Source organism: Phytoactinopolyspora mesophila (assembly GCF_010122465.1).
Classification (GTDB): domain Bacteria; phylum Actinomycetota; class Actinomycetes; order Jiangellales; family Jiangellaceae; genus Phytoactinopolyspora; species Phytoactinopolyspora mesophila.
Genome location: NZ_WLZY01000001.1, coordinates 1007816 through 1024999, shown reverse-complemented (window position 1 = coordinate 1024999; position 17184 = coordinate 1007816). Strand labels below are relative to the sequence as shown.

The 17184-nt window shown below is 66.8% G+C and carries 17 protein-coding genes; 8 read left to right on the top strand and 9 right to left on the bottom strand.

The genetic code is table 11. The features are described 5' to 3' along the window. Positions 1-474: 474 nt before the first annotated feature. Complete coding sequence (locus F7O44_RS04600) at positions 475-819, bottom strand: DUF3099 domain-containing protein (protein WP_222851057.1); 345 nt, start codon at positions 817-819, stop codon at positions 475-477. Between the two features lie 72 nt (positions 820-891). Between F7O44_RS04600 and F7O44_RS04595 the strand changes: the two genes are divergently transcribed. The 3 genes from F7O44_RS04595 to fabI all read left to right on the top strand — a co-directional run bounded on the left by F7O44_RS04595 (position 892) and on the right by fabI (position 2726). Next, positions 892-1101, top strand: coding sequence for a dodecin (locus F7O44_RS04595; RefSeq protein ID WP_162448941.1), 210 nt, complete (start codon positions 892-894; stop codon positions 1099-1101). Between the two features lie 150 nt (positions 1102-1251). Further along, on the top strand, positions 1252-1956 hold the full coding sequence (gene fabG, locus F7O44_RS04590; RefSeq protein WP_343073807.1) for a 3-oxoacyl-ACP reductase FabG: 705 nt from the start codon (positions 1252-1254) through the stop codon (positions 1954-1956). A gap of 5 nt (positions 1957-1961) precedes the next feature. Then, positions 1962-2726 (top strand): enoyl-ACP reductase FabI, encoded by a 765-nt coding sequence (gene fabI, locus F7O44_RS04585; protein WP_162449346.1) that lies wholly within the window; start codon positions 1962-1964, stop codon positions 2724-2726. 75 nt (positions 2727-2801) lie between these two features. Here fabI and F7O44_RS04580 read toward each other — a convergent pair whose 3' ends face one another. Next, a complete protein-coding gene (locus F7O44_RS04580; protein WP_162449345.1) occupies positions 2802-3887 on the bottom strand; it encodes a polyprenyl synthetase family protein in 1086 nt (361 codons plus the stop codon). Between the two features lie 109 nt (positions 3888-3996). Between F7O44_RS04580 and metF the strand changes: the two genes are divergently transcribed. Further along, entirely contained in the window at positions 3997-4923 is a 927-nt protein-coding gene (gene metF / locus F7O44_RS04575) for a methylenetetrahydrofolate reductase [NAD(P)H] (protein WP_162448939.1), read from the top strand. Positions 4924-5090: 167 nt separating this feature from the next. Here metF and F7O44_RS04570 read toward each other — a convergent pair whose 3' ends face one another. Beyond that, positions 5091-6497: an FAD-dependent oxidoreductase gene (locus tag F7O44_RS04570; RefSeq protein WP_162448938.1), complete on the bottom strand. Its 1407-nt coding sequence runs from the start codon at positions 6495-6497 to the stop codon at positions 5091-5093. 101 nt (positions 6498-6598) lie between these two features. Here F7O44_RS04570 and F7O44_RS04565 point away from each other — a divergent pair, with 101 nt between their 5' ends. The 3 genes from F7O44_RS04565 to F7O44_RS04555 all read left to right on the top strand — a co-directional run bounded on the left by F7O44_RS04565 (position 6599) and on the right by F7O44_RS04555 (position 8539). Further along, positions 6599-7126: an SAV_6107 family HEPN domain-containing protein gene (locus F7O44_RS04565; protein ID WP_222851054.1), complete on the top strand. Its 528-nt coding sequence runs from the start codon at positions 6599-6601 to the stop codon at positions 7124-7126. 90 nt (positions 7127-7216) lie between these two features. Next, the gene (locus F7O44_RS04560; protein ID WP_162448937.1) at positions 7217-8125 is read left to right on the top strand and encodes a proteasome assembly chaperone family protein; all 909 of its coding nucleotides are present in this window, start codon (positions 7217-7219) and stop codon (positions 8123-8125) included. Between the two features lie 102 nt (positions 8126-8227). Next, a complete protein-coding gene (locus F7O44_RS04555) occupies positions 8228-8539 on the top strand; it encodes a DUF3817 domain-containing protein (protein WP_222851053.1) in 312 nt (103 codons plus the stop codon). On the opposite strand, the gene F7O44_RS04550 is transcribed toward F7O44_RS04555, so the two are convergent. After that, on the bottom strand, positions 8505-9383 hold the full coding sequence (locus tag F7O44_RS04550; protein ID WP_162448936.1) for an SURF1 family cytochrome oxidase biogenesis protein: 879 nt from the start codon (positions 9381-9383) through the stop codon (positions 8505-8507). The two genes, F7O44_RS04555 and F7O44_RS04550, sit on opposite strands and share 35 nt — an antisense overlap. 472 nt (positions 9384-9855) lie before the next feature. Here F7O44_RS04550 and F7O44_RS04545 point away from each other — a divergent pair, with 472 nt between their 5' ends. After that, complete coding sequence (locus F7O44_RS04545; protein ID WP_222851052.1) at positions 9856-10641, top strand: hypothetical protein; 786 nt, start codon at positions 9856-9858, stop codon at positions 10639-10641. Positions 10642-10696: 55 nt separating this feature from the next. Here F7O44_RS04545 and F7O44_RS04540 read toward each other — a convergent pair whose 3' ends face one another. The 5 genes from F7O44_RS04540 to F7O44_RS04520 form a co-directional block, all read right to left on the bottom strand. Then, positions 10697-12247 carry an ATP-dependent DNA ligase gene (locus F7O44_RS04540; RefSeq protein ID WP_162448934.1) on the bottom strand — a complete coding sequence of 517 codons (1551 nt, stop codon included), beginning with the start codon at positions 12245-12247 and terminating at the stop codon, positions 10697-10699. 90 nt (positions 12248-12337) lie between these two features. Beyond that, a complete protein-coding gene (locus tag F7O44_RS04535; RefSeq protein WP_222851051.1) occupies positions 12338-13585 on the bottom strand; it encodes a S1C family serine protease in 1248 nt (415 codons plus the stop codon). Positions 13586-13625: 40 nt separating this feature from the next. Continuing rightward, positions 13626-14975 carry a sensor histidine kinase gene (locus F7O44_RS04530; protein WP_187361017.1) on the bottom strand — a complete coding sequence of 450 codons (1350 nt, stop codon included), beginning with the start codon at positions 14973-14975 and terminating at the stop codon, positions 13626-13628. 170 nt (positions 14976-15145) lie between these two features. Then, the gene (locus F7O44_RS04525; protein WP_162448932.1) at positions 15146-15832 is read right to left on the bottom strand and encodes a response regulator transcription factor; all 687 of its coding nucleotides are present in this window, start codon (positions 15830-15832) and stop codon (positions 15146-15148) included. Positions 15833-15836: 4 nt separating this feature from the next. Then, positions 15837-17180: a DNA polymerase IV gene (locus F7O44_RS04520; RefSeq protein ID WP_222851050.1), complete on the bottom strand. Its 1344-nt coding sequence runs from the start codon at positions 17178-17180 to the stop codon at positions 15837-15839. Positions 17181-17184 lie beyond the last annotated feature (4 nt).

Below are 17184 nucleotides of genomic sequence, written 5' to 3'. Positions count from 1 at the left end.
GTGGTGGTCGGGACGCGGTGATGGTCCGTGGTTTGGGGTGGCGGTTCCGCGACCACAACCCACTGACGATCACCGAGAAAGGTGAGGGTGAAGGCGGGGGAGCGGGGGTTGGGGGGAGCGGGGGTTGGGGGGAGCGGTCCCATCCGGGGTGTGGCGGGCATCGGTGAGGACGAGCGCCAGCGAGGACGAGCAAGTAATAGTTAGAAGCCGCCATCGCCGCCGAGCGGGGACGAGGAGCTTGGGGCAGAAGTCCCATCCATGGTGCGGTGGGCATCAGCGAGCGAGGAACGAGCGAGCCGCGGGCAAGGATGGGATTTCTTCGCCGACCGCCACCCGAGAAAACCCCGAGAAGGCGGCGACGCCGGGCAGCCACGGGGGAAGCCGCCCGACGTCGTCGCTACGCAGCGCACCGACGGGGGAATGCGGAACGTGCGCGTGGGGAGTATTACACGTGAACGGAGCCCACCGGAAGAGCTAACTGCGGTGTTTTTGATCATTTAGTTTTCGGTTCGGCGTCGTTGCTGGTAATTGAGCACGTTGCGGAGGCGTTACCTCCTGGATGATCCCAGGAGCCGGCCGGCTCGCGGCATTGGCGATGACGACGGCGATATACGGCAGGACCACTGCGCCGGCGATGAAGAACCAACGCACCCAGCCGGTGGTGATCACTGCCAGTGGCAGGCAGGCGATCCGGATCCCCATCATCCACAGGTAGCGGTTCCGCCGGGAGCGCAGGTCGTGGCTGCGTCCCTGCGCTGCCGTGGTGACGGATTGCACTGGCTCGTCACGACGGCCGTGGGTTCGGTGAATCCGGTTCACACCTGCCACGGTAGGAGGAGAATCACCGTAGGGCCACTATTGGTCCGCCGTGCGAGCATGAGGAGGACGGACATGAACCGGACCTACCGGGTCACCGAGATCGTCGGAACCTCTCCGGAGGGAATCGACCACGCGATTCGCAACGGGATCGAGCGAGCTTCACAGACGTTGCGTCATCTGGATTGGTTCGAGGTCACGGAGATTCGTGGTCAACTCGTCGATGGCGAGGTCGAACACATCCAGGTTGGTATGAAGGTGGGCTTCCGCCTCGAGGATTCCTGACCCGAAAAGTCCTGATGTGAAGGCGGTGAGCGGCCTCGGCCGATGACCCGTTCTCGGGCGGGCCGGCACGCGTCGGCCCGCCCACCCACGTGGACCCACGGGTGCCATCAGGTAGCGTCGGCGCGTCTGGATGTGAGAGGAGCGCCAAACGTGAGTCGGTCTGTACTGGTCACCGGTGGCAACCGGGGAATCGGCCTCGCCATCGCCCGTGCCTTCGCCGAGAACGGCGACGCTGTCACCATCACCCATCGGTCAGGGGAGCCTCCCGAGGGCCTGACCGGAGTGCGCTGCGACGTGACGGACGGGGCCTCTGTCGATGAGGCGTTCGACACGGTGGAAGCCGCCCAGGGCCCGGTCGAGGTACTGGTTGCCAACGCAGGCATCACGCGCGACATGCTGCTGCTGCGGATGGGCGAACAGGACTTCACCGACGTCGTCGACACCAATCTGACCGGTGCCTACCGGGTCGCGAAGCGTGCCTCCAAGGCCATGCTGCGGGCGCGCAAAGGCCGGATCATCTTCATCTCGAGTGTGGTCGGCCTTCTCGGATCGGCCGGTCAGGTGAACTATGCGGCGAGCAAGGCGGGCTTGGTCGGTATGGCTCGCTCGATCGCCCGCGAACTCGGCAGCCGGTCTATTACGGCCAACGTCGTCGCTCCAGGTTTCGTGCAGTCGGATATGACCGACGAGCTCCCGGAGAAGCGGCGCGAAGAGATACTCGGCGGCATTCCGCTGGGCCGATATGCCTCGAGCGATGAGGTGGCGGGGGTCGTGCGATGGCTCGCCAGTGATGAAGCAGCATACGTGACCGGCGCGGTGATTCCGGTCGACGGCGGACTAGGAATGGGGCATTGACGAGCATGGGAATCCTCGACGGCAAGCGCGTGCTGGTGACTGGCGTACTCACGGAGTCGTCGTTCGCCTTCCAGGTGGCCAGACTGGCTCAGCAGCAGGGCGCGACGGTGGTTTTGACCGGGTTCGGCCGGATGAGTTTGGTGGAGCGGATCGCGAAACGGTTGCCCGAACCGGCGCCGGTGCTCGAGCTGGATGTTCAGAACGACGAGCAGTTGGAAACGCTCGCAGACCGAGTCCGGGAGCATGTCGACGGGTTGGACGGCGTCGTACATTCGGTCGCTTTTGCGCCGCAGACTGCCTTGGGCGGCTCGTTCCTCGAGGCGCCGTTCGAGGATGTGTCGAGGGCCTTCCACGTTTCGGCTTACTCGCTGAAGTCGCTGACTATGGCCACGTTGCCGCTGATGCCGAGCGGCGGCTCGGTGGTTGGCATGGATTTCGACGCGCAGATGGCCTGGCCCGGATACGACTGGATGGGGGTCGCGAAGGCCGGGCTCGAGTCCACATCTCGCTATCTGGCCAAATACCTGGGCGGGCAGGGGATCAGGGTCAACCTGATTTCGGCCGGACCGGTCAAGACGATGGCGGCGCGGTCCATTCCGGGCTTCGACGAGTTCGAAGGTGTGTGGGACAAGCGCGCCCCGCTGGGCTGGGACTTGAGCGACCCCGAGCCTGCTGCCAGGGGAGTGGTCGCGTTGCTGTCCGACTGGTTCCCGAAGACCACCGGCGAGATCGTGCATGTCGACGGAGGAGTGCACGCCGTCGGCGCGTGACAGTCGGTTGCGTCCTGCAGTGTGAGGCCTCTGGCGCTCGCTCTGCAGGACGCGATGCTGACGTCGTGGCGAGGCTCAGCGGGTGCGGGTCGTCGCGAGGGTGATGAGGGAGGCCAACGCCTGCTGGCCGGCGCCGTGTAGGGCGGCCCGTTTGAGCGCAGCCTCGGCATCCGAGATGAGTTCGGTGATGCGTGCCTCTACCCGGCCTACCGCCCCGGTGTCGACCAGCACCTGCCGAAGGTGGTCGACGCCCTTGATGTCGAGGTCCGGGTCACCGAGCAGGTCGGTCAGCATCTTGGCTTGCGCGCTGCTGGCGTGTTGACGGGCATAGGCGACGAGGACCGTCCGCTTGCCTTCGCGGAGGTCGTCTCCTGCCGGCTTTCCGGTCTCACGGGGATCACCGAAGACTCCGAGGATGTCGTCGCGGAGTTGGAAGGCCTCGCCGAGCGCGCCGCCGTACTTCGAGTACTCGTCGACGAGCTGCTCGGGTGCTCCTGCGATGCGTCCACCCAGCACCAGCGGATGCTCGACCGAATATCGCGCGGACTTGTGGACGATGACCCGTCTGGCCCGCTCGACCTGATCGGCCGGGCTGACCGCGGTGTCGGCCTGGGCGAGGATGTCGAGATACTGGCCGGCGCCCACCTCGGTGCGCATCCGCTCGAAGACCGGGCGTGCACGTCTGGTGGCGCTCTCGCTGAGTCCGGCCGTGGAGAACATCTCGTCGCTCCAACCGAGCAGCAGATCGCCGACGAGGATGGCGGTGGCCCTGCCGAAACTCGAGCCGTCGCCGTGCCAGCGCGCATCGAGGTGGTGGGTGGCGAAGCGCCGATGCGTGGACGGCCGGCCGCGACGGGTGTCGGAATCGTCGATCACGTCGTCGTGAACCAATGCGGCGGCTTGGAACAGCTCCAGGGCCGCGCCTGTGGTGATCACCACATCGTCGTCGGCCGCGAACTCGTCCGCTGCGCGCCAGCCCCAATAGCAGAACGCGGGCCGCAGCCGCTTGCCGCCGCGAAGCAAATCCGCGGCCGCGTCGATCAACGGGAGCAGCTCTTCACTGATCGGTTCTAGGAGGTCACGCTGCCGATCGAGGAACCGGTCCAGGGTCTGCTGAATCCGGGGTCGAAGCGGGCCGACAGGGTCTTCGGCGGAAGGCATCACGGGTGCAAGGTTATGCCGCTGAGCGAGGCTCCTGGGCGCCCGGTACCCATCCCATAGCCTGAGATCTGGCGTTCGAAAAATGAGCAAGTCGGCTATCGTGGCGGATATGTCTCAAGGATTGCCGACGACCACACAAGGAAACGGACCGACTATCCGAGAGCTCCTGGCCGCTGGAGGGCGGTCGTACTCGTTCGAGTTCTTCGCACCCAAAAGCCCAGAAGCCGAAGAGCTGTTCTGGCGGACAATGAGGGAGTTGGAGCGGCTACAGCCGACCTTCATCTCGGTCACCTACGGCGCCGGCGGCACCAGTAGGGAACAAACCGTCCAGGTGACCGGCCAGGTGGCTATGGACACCACCTTGACCGCCATGGGCCATCTGACCGCCGTCAACCACTCGGTTGCGGAGTTGCGCCACGTGATCGGCCAATACGCCGACGTAGGCATCCGCAACATCCTCGCGCTGCGCGGAGACCCGCCCGGCGATCCACAGGCTGACTGGAAGCCCCATCCGGAAGGGCTGAACTATTCGGAGGAGCTCGTCCGGCTCGTGAAGTCCGTGGGTGACTTCTGTGTTGGTGTGGCGGCGTTCCCCGAGAAGCATCCGCGCTCGCCCGATCTCGACACCGATGTCCGCTATCTCGTCGGCAAATTCGATGCCGGCGCCGATTTCGCGATCACTCAGATGTTCTTCAACGTCGAGGACTACCTGCGGTTGCGCGACCGGGTGACGGCCGCGGGCAGCGACAAACCGATCATCCCGGGCATCATGCCCGTCACCAATGTCAAGCAGATCGAGAAGTTCGCCCAGTTGTGTGGCGCGGCATTTCCGTCCAAGCTGGCCGAGCGCTTGCACGCGGTGGCCGACGACCGCGAGGCGGTGCGCGCCATAGGGGTGGAGGTCGCCACCGAGATGTGTGAGCGGTTGATGGAGGAAGGCGCACCAGGGCTGCACTTCATCACGTTGAACCGCTCCACCGCGACGCGTGAGATCTACGAGCACCTCGGCCTCGGCGCGGCGCTGACGCCCGCCTGACGGCGAACATACACAGCCTCGAGATGGGGCCGGGACCAGACCTCTGGTCCCGGCCCTTTTTCGATGATCGTGAGCGGATTCTTGTTCCACAAATGCGACATTTCGCAAAGATCTCCTGCCGATCACAACCAGAATCCGCTCACGATCACCGGGAGTGTGTGAGGGGCTCAGGCGCGGCCGATGAGGTCGGTGACCAGCATGGCGGAGATCGCGACCATCGGAAGGCCGGCGCCGGGGTGTGCGCTGGCGCCGGCGAAGTACAGGCCGTGCACGGGCGAGCGGTTGGCCAGCCGGCGCCGTATCGAGCTGCCGCCGTGCCACGGCATGCCGTAGATGCGTCCGCCGGGCGCGCCCAGCGTCTCCTCGAGGTCGTGCGGCGTGCGAGACCTCAGACTCATGGCCTGAGCCTTGAGATCGACACCTCTGGCCGCGGCGAGTCCGAGCAACTGCTGCGCGTGTGTGTCAGCCGCACCTGGGGCCGTCCAGTCGGTGAGCTTCGGCTCCGCGCCGTGAGCCGAGCAATCGGCGTGCAGGGCCAGCGCGCACGGCTTCGCCGGGTCGGTTCCTGCCCGGTACGTGAGTGTCACGTTGGGGCCGTCGTCGGTCAGCAGGACGGTCCGTTGGGGGAAGCTGGGACGAGAGCGAAGTGACATGAGGATGGTGAAGACTGAGCGGCCTTCCGCCGGAGGTGATGTCCAGCGCCGGCCGCGCACACCGTCGAGTTCGAGTTGTCCGGCCGGAACGGTGCACACGACGAACTCGGCGGGCACCCGCTCGCCGCCGGCGAGCTCGACCGCCTTCACCGCACCCGCCTTGGTGACAACGCGCGTGGCCTGGGACTCGAGTCGGATCTCCCCGCCGCGCTCGGTGAAACGTCGTTCCATCGCCTCGACGAAGGCAGGCAGCCCGCCGGCTACAGTCCAGGTGCCGAAGGTCTGTTCCACATACGCCAGTGCGGCCAGCGCGGCCGGGGTGCGCGAAGGTATGCCGCCGAGCGAGGTCGCGTAGGCCTCGAGCACAAGCTGCAGGTGAGGCTCGCGTAGATGCTGCGCGCCGAACTCACGCAGGCTCTTTCCCCGTTGGAGCGTTCGACGGGCCCGCGGGTGGAGTGCGAGCCAGGCGATGTCGCGCAGCGACGGGCAGTGATCGACCAGCCGCGGCCGGAGCACCTCCCACATGTTGCGAGCATCCTGGATCAGCCGGTCCCATTGCGCACCGACCCCGGTGCCGAACGCCTCGTCGATGGCTCTGGTGGTCTCGGCGCGGCTCGCATTGGGTATGTCCAGATGCGAGCCGTCCGGAAAGACGTACCGGACAGACGGCGTCAGTGGCACAAGATCCACCTCGCGGTTGAGCGGGCGGCCGGTCTTGCTGAAGAGATCGCGGAACACCGCCGGGAGCGTGAAGCTGGTGGGCCCGGTGTCAACGGGAAGCCCATCGATGGTCTCGATGCCTATCTGGCCACCGGCCTTCGAACTCTGTTCGAGGATTGATACCTGATGTCCGAAATCGGCGAGCCTGATGCCGGTGGCGAGGCCCGCCACTCCGGCTCCGACGACAACTATTCGTGCCACGGGGGGTGAGCTTATGCCGAGCCTTGACGGGCTGTCGGAGGGGGGTGCTAGGGTTCTTGTCAGTCGAACATTCGTTCGACGCGCGGTGAGGGAGGGAATCGATGACAAGGCAATACGACCAGGTCAGTGGAGCCAGGATTGCCAACGCTGGCGCACCACGGCGGGTTCGTCCGCCGATGGGCCACGCCACGCTGGATCTGGTCGATCAAGCGCGTTCTTGCTTGGCGGAGGCGGCAACGGCGAGTACGGTCAATGACCGGTTCGCTGCAGCGCATCTCGGAGCGTTGCGGGCTGCCGCGGCGGTTCTCGCCGCACGCGCGCACCCGGCAGCTCGTCGGACCCGAAACGGCAGCGGTAGGCGGCGCGGCCACGGGCCCCGCAACGTGTGGGAATTGCTTCCTGCGGTGGCTCCGGAGCTCACGGAATGGGCTGCGTTCTTCGCTGCGAAGGCGGGGCAGCGGGCGGCGGCGCTGGCCGGCCTGCCCGCGGCGGTGAGTCCGCGTGAGGCTGACGATCTGATGCGGGAGACGGAGACCTTTCTCGGCGTCGTCTGTGTATTGCTGGGCCTTCCCTACCGCGAGCCTGTCGATACCGCGGCGCCCGGGTATCTGCTACCACCTTCGGCGTGATCGGCTCCACGGGAAGGTCTGGGCTGTCGCAGGTGTTGTGCAGGGAGACCCTAGAGAACTCATGACACCGTGATCGAGGAAGTGGCCGATATGACTGACGCTCTGTACGAGCTGGTTGACGACGCGCCCGAGCTCGGCTCTCCCGTGCTGCTGTACAGCCTCGACGGGTTCATAGATGCCGGCCGTGCTGGTGGCGGGGCGATTGATCATTTCGCGAAGAGCCTCGAATCCCGTGAACTCGTGCGTTTCGACACCGACCGTCTCATCGACCTTCGGTCCCGGCGGCCGGAGATGTATTTCGCCGAAGGGGCCTTCAAACACTATGCGGCTCCCGAGCTGACCATCCGCGTCTACCAGGACGACGTCGGCGCGCCTTTCCTGTTGCTGTCCGGACCGGAACCGGACGTCATGTGGGAGGCCTTCGCGGGTGCGGTCATCGAATTGATCGAACGGTTCGGGGTACGGCTGACTGTCGGATTCCACGGCATCCCGACGGCTACGCCCCACACCAGGCCCATCGGCGTCAGCGCCCACGCCACCCGGCGCGGCCTGGTACCAGAGGAGCAGCTTCTGAACATGGAGCTGCGGGTACCCGGCAGCGCGGGGTCGTTACTGCAATACCGGCTCGGCGAAGCGGGCCTTGACGCTGTGGGCTTGGTGGCTCAGGTTCCGCACTACCTTTCCGATTCGGAGTACCCGCAGTCATCGTTGAGCCTGGTCCGGGCTCTGAGCACCCTCACGGGGCTGTTACTGCCGGTTCAGGAGCTTCAGACGGCATCGGAGATGGCAGAGCGCGCCGTTCAGGAGGAGGTCAACGGCAACGAGCAAGTGGCCGAGGTGGTCGAGGCTCTCGAGACGCAGTACGACGCGTTTGCCGGCGGCAACTCCCGCGGCAACCTGATGGCTGAGTTGAAAACCATGCCGACGGCTGACGAGATCGGGGCCGAGTTCGAGAAGTTCCTCTCCGAGGCCGACGACCCTGACGATCCTGCCGACTGACCCTGTACGGTGACGTTCCGGTGCCATCGGGCCGGCCTGCCGGTTTGCTTCGCGGGGCGGGCCGCTGTGTGCGCAGATCGGTGAGAGGAATACCCTCGATGTGTGCAGCGTGACGCTCTTCCGTTCTACCGAGTCATGGCTTACATCTCGGGCGTGTTCCTGATCATCCTGTGTGTGGCGATGTTCATTCGCTACGGACCGGCAGACGACCCCTCGATGAGCCACGTCGTATCGCCGATTCACGGCTGGCTGTACGTCGTCTATCTGGTTGCCGCCGGTCTGCTGGTCTACCAGCGACGCTGGACCGGTACGGCGGCGGTGCTCATCGCTCTCGCCGGCACCGTGCCGTTGGCGTCGTTCTTCTCCGAGCGCTACGTCGTCAAGAGGGCACGCGTCGAGGCCCGGGTGCGCTGATCCGGGCGTGCCGCTCGGTGTCGAGGCCGGTGGCTGAAGCGAGCTCCGCATCACCTGGCCCGCCGTCGCCCGGGCGGTCCGGCATTTCAGCTCCCGGACCCTCGGAGCCGGTGTCGCGCCGGGAACGGATGCCGGAGCGGATCGCCGAACCCCAGAACACCAGCGCGGCTAGCCCGAACACCCACCATTGAGCCCAGTAAGACAGGTTCTGCCAGGGGTTGACCTCCCTGATGGGGGCCACTTCCTGGATGTTCAAGCGGGCGATGCCGGCTGTGCTGGGATCCTCGGACGCGAGCACCAAGTACCCGTGGATCGAGGTCGCAGCGGACAGTCCCGTGTCCGCCTCGATGCTTTCGGGCGCGATGTAGGCGAGTTCTTCATCGTCAAGGACCTGATCGCTGCGGACGGTGGCATGCTCGGGCACTTCCGCCGGTAGCAGATGACCGGTGACTCGGACCGGCGTCGCCGGCGGCGTTTGCGCATCCTCACGCTCGGCGACCCACCCCTGGACCACCGGGATCACACTTCCGTCGTTGGTCTCGAGGGGAAGCAGCACGAACCACCCGAGTACGCCCTCGTGGATGCGGCCGGGCACGAACCGCCGGTGATCGGTGAGGTACGTTCCCTCGGCCACCACTGCTCGGTCGGCAGCTTCGCCCACCGCCTCGCCTGGATGAACCAGTTCGCTGACCGGAACAGGTGTTGCTTCGCGGTCGTTGTGCCTTGCCTGGCTGTCCTGGTAGACCCCGTACTGCCACCAGCCGGCTACCAAGCAAAAGGCGAGTGCCAGCAGGAACACGGCATGGAGTGCGAGCCAGCGAGGCGTGATCAGGAACCGCAACACGGTTCCACGGTAGTCGCTGCCCTGCTTCGCGCCGCGGACGGCCCTCGCCTATCATCACTTGTTGGTAACAAGTTCAGGCGTTTTCCGGATGCTTGACAAGCGTCGGCGGCGTGGTCATAGCAGGGAAACGAACTAAATGTGATCATTTCGGATACAACTGACACTTTTGGGTAGCGCACCATTCTCGTGTCGTCAGTTCGGGTAGCGTCGTGTACGTGATTTGACGGGCGATTGTGCTGGCCAGCTTTGATGCGCCGACCGGCTGAGACGGAGCTGGTCTCGTATACGTCGACCGGCCTCAGCGCAGCGGCGGGGCGCTGTCTGGCCAGCACGGTAGGGGCAGGAGACTTCTTCTGTCGGGTAGTGGGCGGGCTGAGGAGAAGCAGGACATGAGAGTAGGCTTCGTGGGTCAAGGGTGGGACCTCTACCGGGGATCCCAAGTCATGGAGTCGTGGAATTGACCATGAGGGAGATGAAGCTGCAGATGACTCGACCGCACCCGTTGACCGCGATGAAGGAACGGGAGTGGTCGCAGGCTTGGGAAGAGCAGCAACGGATCGTCGACGAGCAGCTGAAGTCCCAGCGAGGGAGTTGGCTGCCGAACGTGGTCGAACGCAGGCGCTGGGGTGCGATGCGATGGACGTCAGGGCGTCCTGGCCATGCCGCGAGCTCCGGACGCGCGGTCGCTGAGACGTTTGTTGTGCTGCGCCCAGACAGGATCGACGACGGCGCCACCGAACGCATCGTCGAGGCCCTGGAAGAGCCTGCGCCGACGGTCCGCGTGCTGGGTTTTGGGCTGCAGCGACACCATCTGATCGGGTTGGCTTCCGGAGCGGCGGTGGTGGCGCTCCTCGCGGTTCTCGTGGCGGCGGTGACGGGTATGGGCGCCGCGGGGATCATCCTGGGAATCGTCGTAGGCGGGCTGGCTGGTGCTGCTGGAGGAGCCTTCGCATCGCAGTACTACGTCGAACGCCAGCGTGCCGCCGTCCTCGCGGACGAGGAACTGCTGCGAACCGTACTTGGCCGATACGCGCCGAAGTCGTGGACCAGACTGGTGGAAGCCGCATCCGCGCTGGAAGCGGCTGTGCCGAAGAACGGCGGAACCCGGCTTGACGATCCGGACACGCAGACCGTGGAGGCGATCCACATCGCGATGTGGGAAGCCGCCGGGTTGTTGCTGAGCTCGTCGGATCACACCGGCATGGATGTGCTCGCCGAGGGTGTGGAACGCCTCGAGCGGGCCCACCGGGGGGCGTGAGTTCGGCCTCGTCGGGGTCCACAGTCCGAATTGCGGGTAGCCCGGTACGTGGCCGCTAGGAACCGGTGTACTGTGCCAAGGCCTGTACAGCCGCTACCGTGTCGGCTTCCGAGGCGGGTTTGTCAGGGCGATGGTGCAGCACTCGGGCGAAGCGCAGGGTGATGCCGGCCGGATACCGTGACGACGTCTGGACTCCGTCGAAAGCGATCTCGGCCAGCAGCTCGGGGCGTACCTGGACCACCCACTGGTCGGTGGCCCCCTCGGCCAGGCTCAGGAGCCGTTCAGTCTGCCACGTGAGCATCTGATCCGTGAGCCCTTTGAACGTCTTGCCCAGCATGACAAAGCCCCCTGCCGGGCCGTACTCACCTTCCGGATCCCGGGCGCCGAGGTGGAGGTTGGACAGCCAGCCCTGTCTGCGTCCGCTGCCCCACTCGGCGGCCAGGATAGCGAGATCCAGCGTGTGCCGCGGCTTGACCTTGAGCCAGCTGGCTCCGCGCCGGCCGGCTTCGTAAGCGGCGTCGAGAGACTTCGCGACCACACCTTCGTGTCCGAGACGCACTGCGTCGGCAAAGAACGCCTCGGCTTCGGCGGCGCTACCGGTGACGATGCGGGGCACCCGCTGTGTCTCCGGTACGACGCCGGCCAGCGCGGCCCAGCGCCGAGCGGCCGGCTCACCCAGCAGATCCTGCCCATCGAGGTGCAGGCAGTCGAAGAAGAAGACAGAAAGCGGGACCTCGCGGCGGGCACGAGTGACGTCGGTACGGTGCCCGACACGAGCCGATGTCCGCTGGAACGGAAGGGGGCGGTGCTCGTGTCCCAGGGCGATCGCCTCACCGTCCAGAACGGCGGACGTGACCGGTAGCGCCAGCGCGGCCTCGACGACCTCTGGAACGCGCGCCGTGATGTCGTCGAGGGTACGGGTGAAGACGTGTACGTCCGAGCCGTGGCGGTGGATCTGGACCCGGACGCCGTCGAGCTTCCACTCGACCCCGGATTCACCGAGCTGGTTCATCGCCTCGGTGATCCCCGCAGAGGGAGAGGCCAGCATGGGGCGTATCGGCGACCCGATAGCCAGCCGGAAGCGGCTCAGCGCCGCCGCTCCATCGGCCAGGACCGCGGCGGCGACCGGCACCAGGGCGCCGGCGACCATGACGGCCCGGCGGACCTGGCCGGCGGGCAGATTCGCGGCCGTGGCCACGGCTTCGGTCAGCACGCCGTCGAGTGCCCCTTGCCGGACCTCACCGGTGACCAGACCGGCCAGCAGCCGTTGTTCGGCCGGCGTGGCTCGGCTGAGCATGTCGCGCAGGGCTTCTCGCTTGGCTGTTGTGGAGCCTTTGCCGGACAGCTCGGCGATGCGCGTGAACTCGGCATCTACGTCGCGGAGAGTGAGCTCGGGCTGTTCAGCCGGCTGTGGCATGTCGCGTACCGCGGCGTACCCCAGGCCGGTGCGCCGCTGGCGCAGCTCCCCGGCCAGATAGCTGGCCGCGATCTCCGCTTCGTCCGGCTGGGCGCGGCGCAGACACTCAGCGAGTAGCTGGATCTTGGCCAAGCGCCCGGTGGTGCGGGCTACCTCGAGCGACGTATCGGCTACATCCGCAAAGCGCATGCCACCAGTCTGCCGCCCGGCTCCGGTGATCATGAACACATCTGCCGGGATATGTCACGTCAAGTGTTCTTGATCACCGGCGTGCGGGGCTCAGGTGATCTGGGCGTCGCTGCCCAGGACGAGGTCAACGGTCTGCTCGTCGCCGTCCCGGATGAACGTCAGCGTCACCTCGTCACCCGGACGGTAAGAGCGGACAGCGGCGATGAGCGAGATGTGGTCCTGAACGACGCGATCGTTGATCCTGGTGATGATGTCGCCTTCCTCGAGGCCGGCGTCGGCGGCGCTACCGCCCGGCTCGATCCGGCCGACGAGGGCGCCAGGGGTGTCTCCCTGAGGTGTTCCCACCTCGACACCGATGCGGGCGTGGGTGGCACTGCCCGTCTCGATCAGTTCCTCGGCGATCGGACGGGCCTGATCGATCGGGATCGAGAATCCCAGCCCGATCGATCCGCTGTCCATCCCGCTGGTGGCGATGGCGCTGTTGATGCCGATCACCTCGCCGGCCATATTGACCAGCGGGCCGCCGGAGTTGCCGCGATTGATCGGCGCGTCGGTCTGGATGGCGTCGATGACGGTGGTCGCGTCCCGCTCTTCGCCGATGGCCACCGGCCGCTGGAGAGCGGAAACGATACCGCTGGTCACGGTGCCGTCCAGACCCAATGGTGAGCCGATCGCGACAACCTGTTCGCCGACGAGCAAATCGCCGGAGTTGCCGAGCGTGGCCGGCGTGAGGCCCGAGACGTCTTGGGCCCTGATGACAGCCAGGTCGATCAACGGGTCGCTCCCGACGACCTCGGCGTCGGCGACGGTGCCGTCTTCGAACGTGACCCGGAGCTGCCCGCCCGGACCAGCAGCCTCCGCGACGTGGGCATTCGTCAGGATCTCGCCGTCGCTGGAGATCACGACGCCGGAGCCGGTGCCGCCTTGCCCTCCGAACTCATTGCCGATGGTGATCGACACGACGCTCGGCAGGATCTGTTCGGCGACACTCTCGACGCTGTCGAGTGAGACTGCCGGCTGGCGCTCGCCATTGTCATCGCTGGTGACGAGGCTGCTCTGTCCCGGCGACTCCTCGGGCGAATCGTCCAGCCATGCGGTGACCGCAGCACCGGAACCACCACCGATGATCGCGCCGATGACCAGCCCGGTTACGAGCATCCGTCCACGCTTAGGCTTCTGATCACCAGCGGAAGCCACCGGGGCAGCCAGCATCGCGGTGTCGGAATGGCCGGCAGCGGTGGACGGCGCCGGCGGGGGAGGAGGGGTATCGGCGCCGGGCGCTGGATGCCGGTCGTGCGGGTCCTGGGAAGGCGTGCTGCCGTGGAATGGTTCGCTCATGCTCCTACGGTTCCCTGAAACTCTGAGAACATCCTGAACTTCAGGCTAAGGATTCCGAAGAAGCACCAGGTATACGCATTGTCAGCAGGGCACCTCCGGATTCGGCCCGGCCCGCGGCGACGTGCCCACCGTGGCGTTCGGCCGCCGAACGCACGATCGCGAGGCCAAGCCCGGAGCCGGGCCGGGCGCGCGCCTCGGGCGAGCGGTAGAAACGTTCGAAGACGTGGGGACGGTCCTCGTCGGCGATACCAGGGCCTTGATCTTGGACCTGGAGCACGCCGTCGCGCAGAGTCACGGTGACGATGCCGTCGCCCGGGCTGTACTTGGCGGCATTGTCGAGCAGGTTGGTCACCGCTCTATCGAGCAGGCGGGACTCACCGTCGACGATCCACGGCCGCAGATCCGCGGTGAACGTCACTCCGGGCGCCCGCCGGCGGACGCGAGCCAACGCGTCGCGGACGACATCGGCCAGGTCGAGCCGTTCGTGGGACGCCGACGGCGCATCGTCCCGGGAGAGCTCGACGAGATCGCCCATGAGCTGGGACAGCTCTTCGGCCTGCGCCCGGACGTCGGCAATGATCTGAGCCCGTTCCTCCGCAGGCAGCCCGCCTTCACGGTCGCTTTGCGCCAGCAGATCGAGGTTGGTGCGCATGCTGGTCAGAGGTGTACGGAGTTCGTGGCCGGCGTCGGCGACCAAACGGGTCTGCCGAGCTCGGGCCTCGGCCAGCGCAGCGAGCATCGCGTTGAACGAGTGCGCGAGCCGGGCGATCTCGTCGTTGCCCTCGACCTCGATGGGATCCAGGCGCTGGGTGGCGGCGACGTGTTCGGCCGCCTCGGTCAGTTGCCGGACCGGCCGGAGCCCAGCTTGTGCGATCGACAATCCGGCCCAGGTGGCGATGACGATGCCCAGCGCGCCGACCAGGATCGACACCACCTGCATCCGGTCGAGTATGCGCTCGGTCTGCTCGGTGGACTGCCCGAGAACCAGGGCCAGCCCGCGGCCCGCTGGGACAGCCACTACCCGAAACGACTCGCCATCGAGGTCCGCGGTCCGGACGCTCTGCGGCTCCAGTCCTCGAGCGACGGCCAACTCGGGCTCACCCAGGGGCGGAGCGCTCTCCTCGCCTTCGGCGCTCCACCCCTCGCCGTCGTGGCGGATGATCGCCACCCGGAGGTCGGCCGCCAAGATCGCCTCGGCTGGCACGTCGACCAGCGTCGACGGGCTCCCGAGCATCGAGGACACGGACTTGTCGGCTCGTTCGAGCAGATTCTCGTCGACGGTACGGGTCAGCTGCGCGGACACGGTGAGGTACGCCGCCAGCGCGGTGAGGGCGACAACAAATCCCACGGTGAGACCGGCGAGTGCCCCGACTCGCGTACGCAAAGACAACCGGCGGATGACACCGTGGACGGTGTGGCTCCGGGGTCCCTCAGAGCCGGCGTCACCGGGAACCGGCGGCGGAGGCACCCGACCAGGAGACGGGGCTGAGCGCCCCGTTTGGTGGGAGCCGGGCGGAGGCGGGGGAGGAGAGCCCGGAGGCGGAGGTGGCGGCGGAACGCTCACGGTGGGTCTTCCCGCGCGACATATCCGACACCCCGAACCGTGTGGATCAGCCGGGGTTCGCCTTCGGCCTCGGTCTTGCGGCGCAGGTAGCCGATGTACACCTCGAGGGAATTGGCTGTAGTGGGGAAGTCGTAGCCCCAGACGTCCTCCAGGATGCGCTCCCGGGTGAGGACTTGACGAGGGTGTCTGATGAGCAGCTCGAGCAGTGAGAACTCGGTCCGGGTGAGTCTGAGCGGCCGCGCGCCACGAACCACCTCGCGGGTGACGGGATCCAGCGTGAGATCGCCGAGCCGCAGTGTCTCGGCTTCCGGATCTCCGGCCGCCGTCGCCCGGCGCAGTAGCGCGCGAAGCCTGGCCAGTAGCTCCTCCAGCGCAAAAGGCTTCGGCAGGTAATCGTCCGCGCCCGCGTCGAGGCCGGAGACCCGGTCGGAGACCTCGTCGCGCGCGGTCAGCATCAAGATGGGCACGTCGTTGCCGGAAGCGCGCAGGGCGCGGCACGTGGCCAGCCCGTCGAGGCGAGGCATCATGACGTCGAGGACAACGGCATCGGGGGGCGCCGTGCTGATCTGGCGGAGTGCGTCCTCACCGTCTTGAGCGAGGCGCACCTGATAGCCGTTGAACGTCAACGACCGCCGCAATGATTCGCGCACCGCGGGGTCGTCGTCGACCACGAGTACATCCATGGCTTCAGTCTGCCTCGCTGATGTGAGAAATCGCTGAGAGTTGGGGATCGTCGGCGGCAAACGTGCGGACCGGGCCGGGCGGCGTCGCCGATGTCTCGAACCGGACGGTGACACGTCCGAGTCCTCCACCCCAGACCCAGCCCGCGCCGTGCTCGGTGTGCATCACGTCCATCCCAGGCACCCAGCGGCGGTCGGCGTGGACGGCGGCGTCGAGATCAGGGCCGTCATCGTCGCCCGGCTCGCGGACGTCGCCGCCGGATGTGAACAGATCGTCCTGCACCCAGTCGGACAACCCGGAGATGCCAACCCCGAGCAGGCGCACACCGTTGGAGGCGTCGACGTCTTTCAGCAGCTGGACGGCGAGTCTCGACACCTCACGGGCATCGTCGGTGGGCCCGGGCAATGTCGCGGAGCGCGAGAGTGTGGTGAAGTCGTGCAGCCTGGCCTTCAGTGTGACGGTCCGGCCGGAATGCCCGGCGCGGACCAGGCGTTCGGTGACCTTGTCGGCCATCCGGGTCACCAAGGCAGAGAGGAGCGCTGGATCGGTGATGTCGCGGTCGAAGGTGTCTTCGACGCTGATCGACTTGGACGCCCGCTCTGAGCTCACCGGCCGCTCGTCGTGCGCGCGGGCGAGGAGGAACAAGTTCCGGCCGGATGCCTCGCCGAGCAAGTCCACGAGTTCGGACTCCTCGACCTGGGCGACATCGCCGACACTCTTCACCCCAAGCCGGGCGAGCCGGGCTGCCGTCGCGGGGCCGACGCCGGGCAGGACCCGAATCGGCAGCGGGTGCAACATTTCGGTCTCCGAACCCGGCTCTATGACCACCAATCCGTCCGGCTTGGCCTGTTCGGACGCGATCTTCGCCAGCGTCTTGGACGTGGCCGCGCCCACACTGGCGGTGATGCCGGTCTTGGTCCGGATGGTGTCGCGGAGGCGTTCACCGATGGCCCGGACACCGCTGACCGACAGATCGAGATCGTCGCCTGCTCCTAGATCGACGAACGCCTCGTCCAGCGAGAGCGGTTCCACCAGCGGTGACAGACGGCGCAGTTCGTCCATGACGACGGCGCTGACCGCCCGGTACGCCCCGAACCGGCCACCGAGAAACGCCGCGTTGGGACACCGGGACCGGGCCTCGGACATCGGCATCGCCGACCGTACCCCGAACCGTCTCGCCTCGTAAGATGCGGTGGAAACGACCCCGCGTGGACCCAAGCCGCCGACGATCACCGGGCGTCCGCGCAGGGAGGGCTTGTCCCGTTGTTCGACCGCGGCGAAGAACGCGTCGAGGTCCAGATGGAGGATGCTCGCCCGCGGCCGGGTGGTCATCGCGCGTCGTTCCCGCATGCCG